The sequence below is a fragment of the Eoetvoesiella caeni genome (genome assembly GCF_003315175.1).
Taxonomy (GTDB): domain Bacteria; phylum Pseudomonadota; class Gammaproteobacteria; order Burkholderiales; family Burkholderiaceae_B; genus Eoetvoesia; species Eoetvoesia caeni.
The window spans coordinates 1-15589 of record NZ_QNRQ01000010.1 but is presented as its reverse complement, the minus strand read 5'-3'; the positions used below and the strand labels follow the sequence as shown (position 1 = coordinate 15589).

At 65.7% G+C, this 15589-nt stretch carries 19 protein-coding genes; all 19 read left to right on the top strand.

Annotated elements, in window-relative coordinates; genetic code table 11:
- Nucleotides 1–22 precede the first annotated feature (22 nt).
- The 19 genes from DFR37_RS16055 (at nt 23) to pilL2 (ending at nt 15512) form a co-directional block, all read left to right on the top strand.
- Nucleotides 23–1219: an MFS transporter gene (locus DFR37_RS16055; RefSeq protein WP_033472273.1), complete on the top strand. Its 1197-nt coding sequence runs from the start codon at nt 23–25 to the stop codon at nt 1217–1219.
- Entirely contained in the window at nt 1216–1746 is a 531-nt protein-coding gene (locus DFR37_RS16050) for a prolyl-tRNA synthetase associated domain-containing protein (protein WP_050485351.1), read from the top strand. Before DFR37_RS16055 ends, DFR37_RS16050 begins: the two co-directional genes overlap by 4 nt.
- A gap of 79 nt (nt 1747–1825) precedes the next feature.
- Entirely contained in the window at nt 1826–2392 is a 567-nt protein-coding gene (locus tag DFR37_RS16045) for a class I SAM-dependent methyltransferase (RefSeq protein ID WP_211260862.1), read from the top strand.
- 272 nt (nt 2393–2664) lie between these two features.
- Nucleotides 2665–3468, top strand: coding sequence for a hypothetical protein (locus DFR37_RS16040; RefSeq protein WP_033449053.1), 804 nt, complete (start codon nt 2665–2667; stop codon nt 3466–3468).
- Nucleotides 3469–3546: 78 nt separating this feature from the next.
- Nucleotides 3547–3900: a DUF3085 domain-containing protein gene (locus DFR37_RS16035; protein ID WP_033448843.1), complete on the top strand. Its 354-nt coding sequence runs from the start codon at nt 3547–3549 to the stop codon at nt 3898–3900.
- Nucleotides 3901–4048: 148 nt separating this feature from the next.
- Complete coding sequence (locus DFR37_RS16030) at nt 4049–4891, top strand: phosphoadenosine phosphosulfate reductase domain-containing protein (protein WP_033448841.1); 843 nt, start codon at nt 4049–4051, stop codon at nt 4889–4891.
- Between the two features lie 5 nt (nt 4892–4896).
- Entirely contained in the window at nt 4897–5406 is a 510-nt protein-coding gene (locus DFR37_RS16025) for an XF1762 family protein (RefSeq protein WP_033472270.1), read from the top strand.
- A gap of 264 nt (nt 5407–5670) precedes the next feature.
- Entirely contained in the window at nt 5671–6588 is a 918-nt protein-coding gene (locus DFR37_RS16020) for a DUF3577 domain-containing protein (RefSeq protein WP_113934297.1), read from the top strand.
- 57 nt (nt 6589–6645) lie between these two features.
- The gene (locus DFR37_RS16015) at nt 6646–7335 is read left to right on the top strand and encodes a DUF3275 family protein (protein ID WP_113934296.1); all 690 of its coding nucleotides are present in this window, start codon (nt 6646–6648) and stop codon (nt 7333–7335) included.
- A 92-nt stretch (nt 7336–7427) separates the two neighbouring features.
- Nucleotides 7428–7751, top strand: a complete 324-nt coding sequence (locus tag DFR37_RS16010) for a hypothetical protein (protein WP_113934407.1) — start codon at nt 7428–7430, stop codon at nt 7749–7751.
- Between the two features lie 99 nt (nt 7752–7850).
- Entirely contained in the window at nt 7851–8240 is a 390-nt protein-coding gene (locus DFR37_RS16005; protein ID WP_113934295.1) for a hypothetical protein, read from the top strand.
- A gap of 76 nt (nt 8241–8316) precedes the next feature.
- Entirely contained in the window at nt 8317–8658 is a 342-nt protein-coding gene (locus DFR37_RS16000) for a hypothetical protein (RefSeq protein WP_113934294.1), read from the top strand.
- A gap of 111 nt (nt 8659–8769) precedes the next feature.
- Nucleotides 8770–9420 (top strand): hypothetical protein, encoded by a 651-nt coding sequence (locus DFR37_RS15995; protein WP_113934293.1) that lies wholly within the window; start codon nt 8770–8772, stop codon nt 9418–9420.
- A gap of 64 nt (nt 9421–9484) precedes the next feature.
- Nucleotides 9485–10594: a DUF6094 domain-containing protein gene (locus DFR37_RS15990; protein WP_113934292.1), complete on the top strand. Its 1110-nt coding sequence runs from the start codon at nt 9485–9487 to the stop codon at nt 10592–10594.
- Between the two features lie 51 nt (nt 10595–10645).
- Complete coding sequence (locus tag DFR37_RS15985) at nt 10646–10963, top strand: hypothetical protein (RefSeq protein ID WP_021205701.1); 318 nt, start codon at nt 10646–10648, stop codon at nt 10961–10963.
- A gap of 99 nt (nt 10964–11062) precedes the next feature.
- Complete coding sequence (locus tag DFR37_RS15980) at nt 11063–11374, top strand: hypothetical protein (RefSeq protein ID WP_113934291.1); 312 nt, start codon at nt 11063–11065, stop codon at nt 11372–11374.
- Nucleotides 11375–11486: 112 nt separating this feature from the next.
- Complete coding sequence (locus DFR37_RS15975) at nt 11487–13769, top strand: helicase-related protein (RefSeq protein ID WP_113934290.1); 2283 nt, start codon at nt 11487–11489, stop codon at nt 13767–13769.
- Nucleotides 13770–13883: 114 nt separating this feature from the next.
- Nucleotides 13884–14753 (top strand): hypothetical protein, encoded by an 870-nt coding sequence (locus DFR37_RS15970; protein WP_113934289.1) that lies wholly within the window; start codon nt 13884–13886, stop codon nt 14751–14753.
- Nucleotides 14754–14912: 159 nt separating this feature from the next.
- Nucleotides 14913–15512, top strand: a complete 600-nt coding sequence (pilL2, locus tag DFR37_RS15965; protein WP_113934288.1) for a PFGI-1 class ICE element type IV pilus protein PilL2 — start codon at nt 14913–14915, stop codon at nt 15510–15512.
- The last annotated feature ends 77 nt before the right edge of the window (nt 15513–15589 follow it).

Below are 15589 nucleotides of genomic sequence, written 5' to 3'. Positions count from 1 at the left end.
GAACAACAACGCGAAGAAACTCATGCTCAAGAACCCCATGCACCGCCAGGTGCTGATCCTGGCCTGCGCGCAGGCCCTGTTCCAGATCGTGTCGGTGATGGTGATGACCGTTGGCGGCCTGGCCGGCGGGCAGATCGCCGCATCGCCGCGCTGGGCCACGCTGCCCATCGCCACCATGTTCCTCGGCACGGCCACGATGATGTTTCCGGCCTCGATGTGGATGGCCCGCGCCGGCCGCCGGGCCGGGTTCCTGATCGGCACGACGCTGGGCGTGGCGGGGGGCCTGGTGGGTGCCTGGGGCATCCATCAGGCTTCGCTGCCGCTGCTGTCCTTCGGCACCTTCCTGGTGGGCTGCTACCAGGCGTTCGCGCAGTTCTACCGTTTCGCGGCCAGCGAAGTGGCGGACGCGGCTTTCCGCCCACGCGCGATCTCGCTGGTGATGGCCGGCGGCGTGGTCGCAGCGCTGGCCGGGCCGTTGCTGGCAAGGCTGGGCGGGCCGCTGCTCTCGCCCGAGTACCTGGGTTCCTTCCTGATCCTGGCCGTGGTGTCGATGGTGGCGGCGGGCGTGCTGCTGAACCTGCACATCCCTGCGCCTGCCGCGTCTACCGGCCCGGTGGACAAGGGCCGATCCTGGCAGCAGATCGTCGCGCAGCCCGCCTATCTCGTGGCGCTGTTCGGCGCTGCCACGGGCTACGGCATCATGATCCTGGCGATGACGGCGACGCCCATCGCCATGCGGCTGCATCACCACGAACTGGGTGCGGCGGCCACGGTGATCCAGTTGCACGTGCTGGGCATGTTCCTGCCGTCGTTCTTCACCGGCTCGCTGATCGCGCGCTTCGGCGTGCTGCGCATCATGCTCACGGGCGTGGTGCTGTTCATCGCGCACATCCTGACGACGCTCACCGGCACGGGCTTCGGCTCCTTCGCCAGCGCGCTCGTGCTGCTGGGTGTGGGCTGGAACTTCATGTACATCGGCGGCACCACGCTGTTGACCGACACCTATACCACCGCCGAGAAGGGGCGTGCGCAGGCGATCAACGACATGACGATCTTCGCCGTGGGACTGACCTGCTCTTTCAGCGCGGGCGGGCTGCTGCAAGCCCTGGGCTGGCAGACCATGAACCTGGCGCTGATCCCGTGGCTGGCGCTGGCGGCGCTGTCGCTGCTGTGGCTGGGGATGCGTCAGCGGTCTAAAGCCGCGAAGGTGGGCGCATGAACCGGGAAACGACCGATGAAACCGCATACCGCTGCCTGTTCGAGCGCTTCGCATCTTTGGGCATCGGCGCGAAGGTGGTGCCATATCCCGAACACGCGACCGTCGAGGAAGGCAAGGCGCTGCGCGGCGCCATGGCCGGGACATTCACCAAGAACCTGCTGCTCAAGGACAAGAAGGGCCGGCACTTCCTGCTGGCGATCCATGAGGACCGGACGCTGGATCTGAAGGCGGCTTCCGCGCTGGTGGGCGGCAAGGGGCACCTGAGTTTCGTGGCCGGCGAGCGCATGCAGGCGCTGCTGGGCGTGCAGCCGGGCGCGCTGACGCCGCTGGGCCTGATGCAGGACGAGGAAGGCGTGGTGACGGTGGTGATCGATGCCTCGCTGATGGGCGATGCGCAATTGAACTTCCATCCGCTGCGGCAGACCGAGAGCGTCGGGCTGGCGCCGCAGGAACTGGTGGCCTTCATGCGCTCGTGCGGGCGCGAGCCGCTGGTGGTGGACTTCGACACTTCGCCACCGGCCGCGTAGCGCCTGCGGCGCGGGAGAACAGGAAATGCCATCCAGAGAGCATTGGGATCACGTCTATCGGACCAAGGAGCCGACCGGCGTGAGCTGGTTCCAGCCGCACGCCAGCCACTCACTGGTGCTGATCCGGGAAACCGGCGTGCCGCTCGATGTGCCGATCATCGACGTGGGCGGCGGTGCCTCGACGCTGGTGGACGACCTGCTGGACAAGGGCCATACCAGCCTCACCGTGCTGGATCTGTCGGGTGCCGCGCTGGCGGCATCCCAGGCGCGGCTGGGCGAGCGCGCCCAGGCGGTGGCCTGGATGGTCGGGGACATTACAAAGGTCGAGTTGCCCGCGCTGGCCTACGACCTGTGGCACGACCGGGCGGTATTCCACTTCCTGACGGCGCCGCAGGAGCGCCAAGCCTATGTGCGGACGATGCTGCATGCCCTGCGGCCGGGCGGCTTCGCCATCATCGCCACCTTCGCGGACGACGGGCCGCAGCAGTGCAGCGGCTTGCCGGTGACGCGCTACAGCCCGGACGAGCTGCATGCGCAGTTCGGCGATGCCTTCACGATGCTGCGGCAGGAGCGCCAGGCGCATCACACGCCCTTCGGGACAGTGCAGCAGTTCGTTTTCTGCCTGTTCCAGAAGACAGCATCATGAAATCCTGAGGAAGCAAATGGCATAGACCATAGGAAGAAACCGGGTGCGGTGTGGTGCCGTTTCATGCAGGCCGGCCGAGCACTCTAGGGCCATCCTTACCCCATGTTCGTCGGTGTTGCCGACACATGCCCAGGCAGCCGAGACCTTCGAGGCTGCAAGCACGGGAAGCCGTGCTGGTCGTTTCTTCCTACGGACGCACCGCGTCCATCTACCCACAAGGGACCTCTCCCTTGCGGGCGGGGAATCCCTTGTTCTTCCTCAAGGAGATTCCCATGGACCGTTCCCTCATCAAAACCATGATGCCTTCGCTTGTCGCAGGCCATGTGCCCCGCAACGTGCGGTCGATCAAGTACCGCTTTTTCGATGATCAGCCGCAATCCTCGACGCTGGGCTTTGCCATCGATCCCAAGCCCTTCGACGGCAAGGTGGTCGCGGCCAACGACGACGCCATCGTCGTCAAGCTCAAGCCCAGCGAGTTCGCGGTGCTCGATCCCAACCTGGTGACTACCGTTCCCAGCGAAGGCGCCAAGGTGCATGTCCAACCGTATGCCCGCCGCCGCTTCGACGGCCTGCGCGCGGACACCCCGGAAGTGATCACCGAGAAGACCGCGGACGGTGTTCCCTACACCATCACCAGGCACATCCTCGGCTCCGCGCCTGCCAAGCTGCCCATCCCCGAGCCGCAGTGCATGGAACTGGGGCAGCTCATCCAGCAGTTGGAGGAAATGCCGGCTCCCGACGGGTTCCGGCGCATCACCCACATGCTGGTCGATGCGGGCGCCCGCGACTTCACCTGGGTCGATCCGAAGCCGTCCAAGATCATCGAGACGCCCCCGGCAATCAGCTTCACGGTTTCGACCGCGAAGTTCGAGGGCCAGGTGACGATCCTCTACGACCGCGGCGGCGACACCTACGTGGTGGAGATGCGCCGCGACGGTGAACTGGTCGATCGGCACGACGAGGTGTATTTCGACATGCTCGGTGAAGTGTTGGAGCGGCTTATCGACGACGGACGCTGGCGTCTGATCGACGTGAGCGTCATCGACGCCAAGGCAACCAAGCGGCGCTACGGCTGATCGCAGCCTACCGGCGACTTGCCCCCATGGGCCTTCCATCTATTCGGGTGGAGGGCCTTTTTCTTCAGGAGATCAACCATGTCACTGCGATTCAAAGGCTCCGACCTGCGCCCCGTGCTGGCCGAGGCCGTTGCCAACCAATGCCGCGTCGTCCTCGCCAAGGACCAGGGCGTGTACTTCCTCGCCGAGCAGGGAGAGCGCCGTCCCGATGGCCGCGTGAAGCTGCTGGCCTATGCCGTCGGCTGCAACCCGGATACCGACCCGTTTGACGACTGGTGGGAACTGGCGCGCGCCGAGCTGGGTGGCGACGACTTCGGCGAGTTCTTCGACCCGAAGGAAGACGTCTTCGCACGCATCCTGCACGGCACGGACGATCTGATGCTGTCTGCCACCACGACGCACCTGTCGCTGGAGGTGGTGCCATCGGTGTAGCGCAACGACTACCACCATCCCCTCACGGCCCCCTTCTTGGGGGCTTCCTTTTTTCCGCACTGCGGCCTTCGCCGCGTGCGTGCTCGTCTCCGGCCGCCATGGCCCGCCGCGTCGGCTCGCCCGCCGACCTACCCACGGAGACGACCGCATGCACGACCCGTTCAAGATCACCCAACCGACCTGCATCAGCTTCTCGGGCGGGCGCACCAGCGCCTACATGCTCTGGCGCGTATTGCAGGCCAATGGCGGCCTGCCTGCCGACACCGTGGTCTGCTTCGCCAACACCGGCAAGGAGGTGGAAGCGACCCTGCGCTTTGTGCGCGACTGCGCCGGGCACTGGCAGGTGCCGATACGCTGGCTGGAATATCTGCCCACGGAGCCAGGCTTCACGCTGGTGGACTTCGATCGGGCCAGCCGTCAGGGCGAGCCGTTCGAGGCGCTGATCCGCAAGCGTCAGTACCTGCCCAATCCCGTCGCGCGCGGCTGCACGACCAGCCTGAAGATTCGACCGATGCACCGCTACCTGCGGCATCTGGGCTGGACGGACTGGGACCAGATGATCGGCATCCGCGCCGACGAGCAGCGTCGCGTCGCCAAGATTCGCGCGCGCGGCCATTCCACCGAATCGATCCACGAGACCATGTGCATGCCCCTGGCGGACGCAGGCGTCACCGTGCGCGACGTGGGCGCGTTCTGGCAGGCGCAAGCGTTCGACCTCGACCTGCTGACGGTGAACGGGCGCACGCTCGAAGGCAACTGCGACCTGTGTTTCCTGAAGCCGCGCGGGCAGCGCCTGGCCCTCATCAAGGCTCGACCCGAGGCCGCGGTGTGGTGGATTCGCATGGAATCGCTGAACCTGGCGAGCAAGCCCAGCGGCGCCCGGTTTCGCGCCGATGGCCCGAGCTACGCCGACCTGGCACGCTTCGCCGCCGACCAGGGCGACCTGTTCGACGACGCCGAGGAACCGATCGCCTGCTTCTGCGGTGATTGACGGCCATGGCCGGGCCATCGACCTCGCCATCGCTGCGACTGCTGCCGGTATCCCTGCGCTGTGCCAATGCCTTCGTGCAGAAGCACCACCGCCACCACCGTCCGGTTCAGGGAGCGAAGTTCGCCCTGGCGGTCACGCTGTCCGCCACCGATGGCATCTGCGGCGTGGCCATCGTCGGCCGCCCGGTCGCCCGCCACCTGGATGACGGCTGGACGTTCGAAGTCACCCGGCTCTGCACCGATGGCGCACCGAACGCCTGCAGCAAGCTCTACGGCGCGGCCTGGAAGGCGGCCAAGGCCTTGGGCTACACGCGGCTGATCACCTACACCTTGCTCGATGAAGGTGGTGCCAGCCTGCGCGCCGCCGGCTGGCATTTGCTCGGAACGCGCGGCGGCGGTGCCTGGAGTCGCCCCAGCCGTCCTCGCGCTGACACCCCCGACCACCTGCGCGGCCCTAAGTGCTTGTGGCAAGCACCGGGCGGTGCGGACAAAGGGAAACGCCCGGATGCAGATTGATTGCTGCCGCGCGCGCGAGGCCCGGACATGCTGCCCCCATGCCTGCTGACGTTGTCAGCGACATGCCAGGCAACCATCGGTCTTCGAGGTTGCGACGCAGTTCCCACTGCGTGACCGAGCCAGCTCGCACCGCATCCGTCCGCGAGCGGCCACCAGTCTCTGGTGGCGGATGCTTTCGCCTTATCAACCCACCGCGGGGTTACGCACCTTTCCCCGCATGCGTGGGGCCGGTGTGTCTCCGCTTCATCCCAATGGAGATTCACCATGAGCACCACGTCCAACGAGAAATCGTATTTCGACCTCCACACCTCGGGCATCGGCTACATCCAGCGAGCCCGCGAGGTTCCCGTCCGGGGCGGCCGCCGCGCGCAGCCCTTTCTGGCATGCACCATCGCCGCACTGGTCGGCCCCGCCAAGGACCCCAGCTACCGCTACTTCGACGTCAAGGTCTCGGGTGCCGAGGCCAAGAAACTGGTCGAGCGCTACATCGGCGTTGACGATCCCAAGCAGCGGCCGCTGGTGCGCTTCCGCCTCGGCGACCTCTGGGGCGATGCGTACATCCGCGACAAGGGTGAGCACAAGGGCCAGGCCGCCGCGTCTCTGAAGGCGCGACTGCTGAAGGCCGAGCCACTTGACCGGGCCGAACTGGCTTCGATCAAGCAGCACGAGCTGATCACCCGCGGCATCGGCTACCTCAGCCGTCCGAAGGACGTCTCCCCCAAGGATGGCGATCCGTTCCTGTCGTGCTGCGTCGCGGCACTGGCCGGGCCTGTCGGTGAACCGGAATATCGGTACTTCGACACCATCGTCGCCACCCCTGAAGCCGAGCACCTGGTTCGCCGGTGCGTGCAGGCCATCGAAGGGGACCGCAAGGTGCTGATCGCCTTCCGTCTGAACGACATGAAGATCGATCCGTACATCCGCACCAAGGGCGAGCGCGCCGGGGAACCGGGAGCGAGCCTGGAATCGACGCTGGTCCACATCGGTCTCATCAAGATCGACGGCACCCAGGTCTATCCGACGAGCCAGGCGCAAGCCGAGGCACCGCAAGCCGAGGACGCACCCGCGCCCGAAGCCGAGGTTGCCGCCGACACCGCTGCCGACCGGCCTGTCGAGCCCGCCGAGCGCGAGCCCGCAGGTGAAGGCGAGCAGCAGGAGCCGGCATTGGCTGCTTCGTACTGATCCGGCATGGCCCCTCACGGGGCCTTGCCTTTTTCCTATTCCCCAAGGAGAACCATCATGTCAGCCACATCGGCACCTACGAGATCAGTCCTGCCCATCGTCGTCCCGGGCCAGCTCACGTTGCGGACCATCCGCGGCAAGAACGGCCCGTTCACGGTCGGTCGCCTGACCACTCCCATCGGCGAGTTCGCCGTCAAGGACGCGGAACTGGAGCAATACCCCGAAGGCAAGTACGACGGGGAATTCGTCATCCGCTACATCTTCGCCAAGTCCTATCCGGTCGCAGGTGGCGCGCGGTTTGAAGTCCGTGCCAGCCTGGACGGGATGACGCTCAACGAAACCGACAAACTGAGCCGTGACGAGGCTCGCAGCTTCGCCACGCAGGAAGTCGATCCGCTCGATGAAGAACTGGGGGCGCAGCCAGCGGCGACGCCGGCCAAGCCCGCCAAAGCATCCAGACCCGCCAAGCCCGCACCCGTGCAGGCATCCGCGGACCCGCTGGTCGATACCACGCCTTTCGGCGTGGATGCGCCGCCGCCCGCTGCGGCTGCTGCCCCTGGCAGCACCGAAGATGGCGACGCCGCGCTGTTCGGCATCCTGTGGCCGCTGGGCGAGTCCGTGAAGCTGGATTCGACCATCGACCGTCGCGCCTTGCGTGCGCAGATCGCCCGCCTAGGCGAATTGGGCTACGCGCTGGACTTCAAGACGCAGGAGTGGAGCCGCGAGGCCGAACTGCAACCTGCGTGATCGCAGACGCCGCATCCGCGGTGCTCTTCATCCACCCGCCGGGGTCCTTTCCCCACGCGGGAGAGGCCTCGGGTTTTTTGGAGGTCTTCGTCATGTCTACCATCGCTTGCGATACACCCCGTTCCACGTTGGACGAATCCGCGTGGCAAGCTGTCTGCAAGACGGCTGCCGAACACGCCCAGCGTGGTTGCGGCCTGTCCTGGGAGCACTGGGTCACGCTTTTCAGTTCCGAGATCGACGCGCAAGTCAGTCGATTGCCCGAAAGCCAGCGCGTTCATGCCCTGGAAATCGCAGCCCAGGGATGGGATTACGCAACACCTGTCGAACGGCAGGAAACCCAGGAGTGGCTTGCTGAAAACGGCTGCTGCTCGCACGGAATCACCCTCGGCTGTTGCCCAGCCGGTTACGGTTCCTAGTCCGCACTGAGTTCCATCGCCGCACACGCGGCATTCCATCACCCGCTGGGGGTCTTCCCCACGGGGAGGCCTCCGGCGCCACTTTCCAGGAGGCCTCTCATGGGCTGGTATTTCTCTTCCCAATCGCGATCCGAGTTGATCGCGGAACTGGTCGCACCCCAGGAGACCGAGCGCGTTAGCGCGAAGGTCATCGCCCACACCCTGCGCGGCAACGTGCTGTGGTCCGTGGTCGAAATGACCGCCAAGGTCGAAGGCGTGCATCGTGATCTCTCGCCGGGTCAGTCCCTGCGCTACATCCGCTGCGATCTGCTCGAATGCAGCGGCGGCCAGTGGGGCTACAAGCCGCTGGACGAATCCATGCACCCGTACTACTACTCGTGCCCGCTGTCCTATCTGGATCTCGCACCGGAGCAGTCCGCAGCCTGGCGTGCAGGCGTTCGCACCTACCACGCACATCGGCATCTGAACCCGGCATCCGCCGAGGCCTGAATCTCTTCCTCCCACCCGCCAGGGCAGCACTTGCCCATGCGGGCGGCGCTGTTCCAGCTCATCCAAGGACACCACCATGAGCCAGCACTACTTCGAGACCCATCACAAGGGATTTCCCATCACCGTCATGCTCGGCTGGGATCGGCCGCTGCGTTACTTCTTCCTGTCCATTCAGAAGCCTGCCGAGTTGATCGACAGCGCCATGAAGGTCGAGGACGAGGATTTCCTCTACAGCAACCTGCACGAGGAAGACCCGTTCGGCCACGGCCTGGACTACTACCGTGCGGTCCTGGGCCATTTCCACATCGACGTGCCGAGCAGCATGTTCACCGAGGTCCAGAAGGACTATGCGGGGAACGTCGGCAATCGCGTCGTCAAGCATGAGGCCGATGGTTCGTTCACCGAACTGGGAGTCTGACGTCACCTGCGACGCAGCCGAGGCATTCGCCCTGGCGCTGCGCGTTTTCATCCCTAACGGGGCAATCACTGCCCCTGCGGGCGGTGCGCCCCTCACATCGAGGAAACCACCATGCCTGCAACTTCATCCGACCAGCCCCTGTACCGCATCGACGAATGCAGCGACCTCATGGCCGATGCCTGCGTTTGCGGGGACCAGGGCGACCTGATCTTTCTCTCGGTCTGGGCGCGCGACACCGCCATCCAGCAGTTCATCGGGCGGCTCACCCTGGGCCGCAGCGAGGACGGCCTGGACCAGTTCCACGTCATCACGGACCAGGGCGGCTCGCTGCCCGTGTTCGTCGGCTCGGTCGAGCGCCTGGAAAAGCGCCTGACCCGCAGCTATCGCCGCACGCTGTTCGGCTCGATGGTCAATCTCTGGCTGTTCGACCGGCGCTGCATCCGGCCCGACAAGAGTTCGGCCAGCGCCTTGGCGCTGCTGCCGCGCTCCGCGGCTGATCCCACGTCACGCCTGTGGCACCTGGTCAAGGACACGTGCCCGCTGCCGCTGCTGGACCACTGGCAATCACCAGTCCTGGCGCTGCTGCGCGAGCGCGAAATGCTGTGCTCCCTGCGCATGGCCCTCGGGCTGCTGCAAGGGTTCCGGCTCGCCATCGACGTGCCCGCGCTCACCGAAGCGCTGGGCGACCTCATCCGCCAGGGCGTGCTCACCGCCTATCCCTATCCGGCCAGGATTTGGACGCCGGAAGTGGAATCGGTTTGACCCACCGCGGAGGCATGCCTTGGCGTGCTTCCGTCCTTCATCCCCGCCAGACAGGAGACTTCCCATGGCACTCATGTTCCCCAGGCTCGCTCGGAATTTCGCCAAGAACGGGTACTACCCGACCGACGAAGCCACCCTCGAAAGAACCCTCAGCGCGCTCGCGCCCAGCGATGGGTCCATGTGCATTTGTGATCCCTGCGCTGGCGAAGGCGTTGCCATCGCCGAAGCCGCCCATGCCCTCGGGCCTGAGCTGGCCAGCGCCTATGCCGTCGAGTTCGATCAGGAGCGGGCCACCCACGCCCGGCTGCTGGTCGATCACTGTATCCACGGTGACCTGATGGACACCATGATCTCGCGGCAGGCCTTCGGCCTCCTGTGGCTCAACCCGCCCTATGGCGATCTCGCAAGGGACACCAGCGGCAACCTGGGCTACGAAGGCAAGGGCCGCGCCCGTCTGGAGAAGCTCTTCTACCAGCGCACGCTGCCTCTGTTGCAGTACGGCGGCATCCTGGTCTTCATCCTGCCGTCCTACGTGTTGGATCAGGAGATGGTCGGCTGGCTCACACGCCATTTCGCGGACCTGTCCGTGTTCCAAGCGGTGGACAAGCAGTTCAAGCAGGTCGTGGTGTTCGGGCGTCGTGTCCGGCAGCGCGACCAGACGGGCGATGACGTGAAAGCGTCGCGCGCCCGGCTGCTGCAAATCGGCTTGGCCGAGTTAGAGCCAGACGAGTTGCCGCCCGATTGGACGCTGCTGCCGTATGTGGTCCCCACGGCCCAGGCCGAGCCGGAGCATTTCTACCGGATCAGCATGGAGCCGGAGCAGTTCGCCGACGAAGTGCGGCGCCTCAAAGGCCTGTGGCCCGCGTTCGAGACCCATCTGGGCGCGACCCAGCAGACCTTGCGTGCCCCGGCACGCGCCTTGTCCCAATGGCACCTGGCACTGGCCCTCGCGGCCGGCGCGATCTCGGGTGTCGTGCAGTCCCCCGCCGGCCGCACCCTGGCCGTCAAGGGCGACACGTTCAAGCAGAAGTCTTCCGCCGTGGAGTACCGCGAGCGCGACGACGGCTCCATGGCCGAGACCCGCATCCTCACGGACAAGTTCGTGCCGGTGATCCGGGCCTGGGACTTGACACCCGGCTCGGCCACGCTGGGCCAGGTACTCACCATCCACTGATCCTGCAGGCGGCCTCCCGCCTGCTCTTCATCACCCGCAAGGAGTATCCCCATGTTGTCCATCTTCCAAGGGCGCAAGCCCCAGGTTCAACCACTGTTCTCACCGGGCACGCTCAAGCTGAGTGAGAAGGTGCATTGGCTGGCGAGCAAGAGCCTCATCGACCCCTTGCCCTATGTGCAGCGCCACGTGCGCGGCGACTGGGGCGAGATCAGCGAGGCCGAGCGCCAGGCGAACAACGTCGCGCTGGAACAAGGCGCGCCATTGACCTCGCGCTTTCCGATCACACCGCGGCTGTACCTGGTCGTCATCACCAGCGACGACCAACTGACCACGGTCGTGCAACTGCCCGAGGAAAGGGCTCTGATCTGACCGCAGAACGTCCGCAACCGCGGCGTTCATTCTTTCCACCCACCGGGGTCTGCCGCCCCGATGGGGCGCCATGGCCCCTCCATCTTCAAGGAGTTCTCCATGGCACCCGAAGCCGTTTTCATCAGCCTGGTTCCGAATGTTCGGTTTGATCCGGGCCAGGTCGTCATGACCCATGGCGTGTCAGCGCTGGTCCAGCAAGGCCGCCTCAATCCCAACGTCTATCTGCGCCGCCATCTCGGTGGCGACTGGGGCGACCTCGACGACAGCGACCGGCGCCAGAACGACGCCGCGTTGAAGTCGGGTGAGGACCGCCTGTTTTCATCCTACGAGGTCGGCCCGAGCCTGAAGGTCTGGGTCATCACCGAATGGGATCGCAGCGTCACCACGGTGCTGCTGCCCAGCGAGTACTGATCGTCTTCACCACCGGCCAGATCCCGAATCCGGCCGGCCTTTCCCACCCTGGGGCATGTCACCGCCCCCTGGGGAGTGGTGCATGCCCCGTTCCTTTTTTCGGAGCATCACCATGAACGCACAAGTCATCGACGCGGCCCCGGCCGCTGATACCTCGTCCCCGATGGACGACCTGCTCGAACAGGAACCGTCCGAGCTGTCCATGAGCCTGCAGGACTTCGTTTCCGAGTTCGGCGACGAGCTGCTGGAATCCCTCAACCGGGCGAACCCGCCCGTCTATGGCGGCACGCCGCGCCCGCACCGGCAACTGGTGCTGGCCGGGCTGAAACGCCAGTTGTTCCCCGCCCAGGCCGAGGTCGTGCATGCGGCCTCGGAACTGCTCGTCAATCAGGGCGAGCGGGCCGTCTTCGTCAACGGCGAGATGGGCACCGGCAAGACCACGATCGGCATCGCGCTGGCCGCGGTCCTGTACGCAGAAGGCTATCGCCGCACGCTCGTCCTGAGCCCGCCGCACCTGGTCTACAAGTGGCGCCGGGAAATCCTCGAAACCGTCGCAGGCGCTAAGGTCTGGGTGCTCAATGGCCCGGATACGCTGCTCAAACTGATCAAGTTGCGCGAGCAGCTTGGCGTGCCTTCGCCGGCGCAGGAGTTTTTCGTCCTCGGTCGTGTCCGCATGAGGATGGGGTTCCACTGGAAGCCCGCCTTCGCGCGCAAGCGCACCCGCCACGGCGACGTTGGGGCCTGCCCGCACTGCGGGGAGGTCGTCACCAACCTCGACGGCGAGCCGATCCCTGTTCAGGAGCTGGAGGCGGAAGAGTTCCGCCGCAAGTGCAATGGTTGCGGCGGCGCGCTGTGGACGCTGATGCGTCCGCGGTCACTGTCCGGCAACGACCAGTCCTCGGCCGTGCTGCGTGCCTTGAAGCGGATTCCCACCATCGGCGAAGCCACGGCGCAACGCCTCATGAAGACCTTCGGGGACAGCTTCCTGGCCTCGATGCTCGGCGACAACCTGCACAACTTCATCAACCTGATGGACGCGAGCGGGAAGCTGGTGTTCTCCGACCGCCAGGCACACCGCATGGAGCGGTCCATGGCGAACATGGAGTTCGGCTTTGGCGAAGGTGGTTATCAGCCCAGCGAATATGTGAAGCGGTATCTGCCGCGCAGCACGTTCGACTTACTCATCGCAGACGAGGCCCACGAGTACAAGACCGGGGGCTCCGCGCAAGGCCAGGCCATGGGCGTCATCGCGTCCAAGGTTCGCAAGACGGTCTCGCTCACGGGCACGTTGATGGGCGGCTACGCGGACGATCTTTTCCACTTGCTGTTCCGGGCGCTTCCGGGCCGCATGATCGAGGACGGCTACATCCCCGGCCGCAACGGCAGCATGAACGCAGCCGCGATGGCCTATATGAGGGATCACGGGGTCCTCAAGGACATCTATTCCGAGTCCGACGGTCCGGCGCACAAGACGGCCAAGGGCAGCAAGGTCACGGTCAGAACGGTCAAGGCCCCGGGCTTCGGCCCCAAGGGTGTGCTGCGGTGCATCCTGCCGTACACCATCTTCCTGAAGCTGCGAGACATCGGTGGCGTGCTGCCGCCGTATGAGGAGGAGTTCCGGGACGTGGCGATGAGCGCCGAGCAAGGCGAGGCGTATCAGAAGCTGGCTTCCAGCCTCACGCAACAGCTCAAGGAGGCCCTGCGCAAGCGGGACACCACCTTGCTGGGCGTGGTCCTCAACACGCTGCTGGCGTGGCCCGACTGCTGCTTCAGGGCAGAGACGGTCCGTCATCCGCGCACGCGCGAGGTGTTGGCATTCACCCCGGCCCAGTTCAACGAGCTGGAGGTGATGCCCAAAGAACGCGAGTTGATCAACATCTGCCGCCAGGAGAAGGAAGCGGGTCGCAAGACCCTGGTGTATTCGGTCTATACCGGCACGCGGGACACCACGAGCCGGCTGAAGATGCTGCTGGAGCAAGAAGGCTTCAAGACGGCGGTGTTGCGCGCAAGCGTGGATGCCAGCCAGCGCGAGGACTGGATTGCCGAGCAGATTGACCGCGGCATCGACGTGCTCATCACGAACCCCGAACTCGTCAAGACGGGGTTGGACCTGCTCGAATTCCCCACGATCGTGTTCCTGCAATCGGGGTGGAACGTGTACACGCTGCAGCAGGCTGCGCGCCGCTCGTGGCGGATCGGCCAGAAGCTCGCCGTGAAGGTGATCTACCTGGGCTACGCCGCCTCTTCGCAGATGGCGTGCCTCGCACTGATGGCCAAGAAGATCCTAGTGTCCCAAAGCACTTCGGGCGACGTGCCCGAATCCGGCCTGGATGTGCTCAACCAGGACGGTGATTCCGTCGAAGTGGCGCTGGCCCGCCAGTTGGTCGCCGCCTGATCCCCACGCCAACGCCGGCCTAGCGCCGCCGGCTTTCTGTTGTTCTCACCTTGCAGCCACGCCCACGGTCTCCGTGGACGTGGCTGCGCTTTTTTTCATCCCAAGGAGATTTCCATGAACGCTAATACCCAAGCCACGCCCGAAACCGTCAATGCGCGCCTGACCCTGGACGTGACCTATCTGCTCAACGGCGAGGCCGCACCAGAAATGCTGGCACGCCTGCAGCACATGTGCGAACGCGCCATCGGCGAGGGTCTGCTGACCGGCGAAACCGCTGCGGAGGTGGACACGTGGTCGATCGATGTGTCCGAGGTGCCGTCGGCGGCCGACCGCGAAACACTGGAAGCCGAGATCGCCGCCTTCATGCGGCAGCGCATCGAGGACGGCAACCTCGGTGCAGAGGACATCCCCGTGCGCCTGGCGCGCTATGGCCTGATGGCCCCAGAGGCATTCACCGACGAGATGCGCGAGCGCATGGGCATGGCCGACGACGCCCCCACGGGCCAAGCCGTCATCCCCTCGACCGAACCTGCCGGCGGCAGTGAGATCGAGATGCAAGTCGCAGTTGCCTGCATCGATGCCTCCGGCAGTCCCGAACTGCCGGTCTTCAAGATCAGCATCACCCAGGAGGAATACGACCTGGGTATCCACTACGACAAGGCCAAGGACTTGGCCGAAGAAGCCCGGTATGAAGGGCCGTTCGTCTGCTACGACGCTGCCGAACATGGCCCCATCCTGTCGACCGCCCGCGAACTGGGTCTTGTTCCGCAGGTCGTCGTGGTCGATATGACCGACGGCCAGATCCACTCGATCCGCTGCGACAGCGGCGAGATCAAGGTCATCTGCTACGACACCAGCGACACCGATGAGTATTCGGCGGCGGTGGCGGTTCGGCCGCTCGGCGAGAACGGCGAGTTTGTCCGCTGTTGGGCGCACACCCAACTGGCACAGATCGATCCCGGCCTGAAGTTGGGCCGGGATTGATCCGGCGCGTTCGACGTGTGCTTTCACTGGCCCCTTCGGGGGCCTTTTTCTTTGGAGGAAGGCGGTCGGGAAATCGGGCGCTGCGTGGTTCGCATTGTTTGCTGCCGCTCGTGGCCCGAGCGGCGATGGTGAGGGCTCGATGTTTCAGGACGACGCGCCATGTGCCCCTCTCCACCCTGGTTTCACCATCCCGAACGCCGTCTGCTGGCGGGATTTCTCGGCCTGCTTTGGTCGGTGCTGGCTGGCGGCTGCGCGACGACGAACGCGCCGGTGGTACCCGACACCATCGAGGAAGTCTCGGTCGCGCCCGAACCCGAGGCGCCCGAGTACATCCCCGTCGTGCGCTATGGCCGCTACACCCTCGTGGAACTCGCACCCACGGCAGCGCAGCGCGACCTGCTGCTGCAGACCATCGATGTCGCCATGCCAGAGGACGCCCGCGCCACGGTTGGCGACGGGCTGCGGCATGTGCTCAAGCGCAGTGGCTACGGTTTGTGTCAGACGGCGCACGCGGTGATTGAGCTGTACGCACTGCCGCTGCCGGCGGCGCACCTGCACCTCGGCCCCATGACCTTGCGCGATGCGCTGCTCACTCTGGCTGGCCCGGCCTGGGAAATGCACGCGGATGACCGCGCACGGCAAATCTGCTTCCAGCGTCCCGGCGACAGCATGGCCGCCGACAACGCACCCACGCCGCCCGCCACCGAGACCGTGCAGACGGGCCCGCTGGTGCCCGCAGCATCGGGAAGCCAGCCATGAGCGCCCCACAACCCGCCCAGCGTTCAACCGCCGCCGTGGTGGTGCAGAGCCTGATGTGGCTCTGGCTGCTTGGCCTC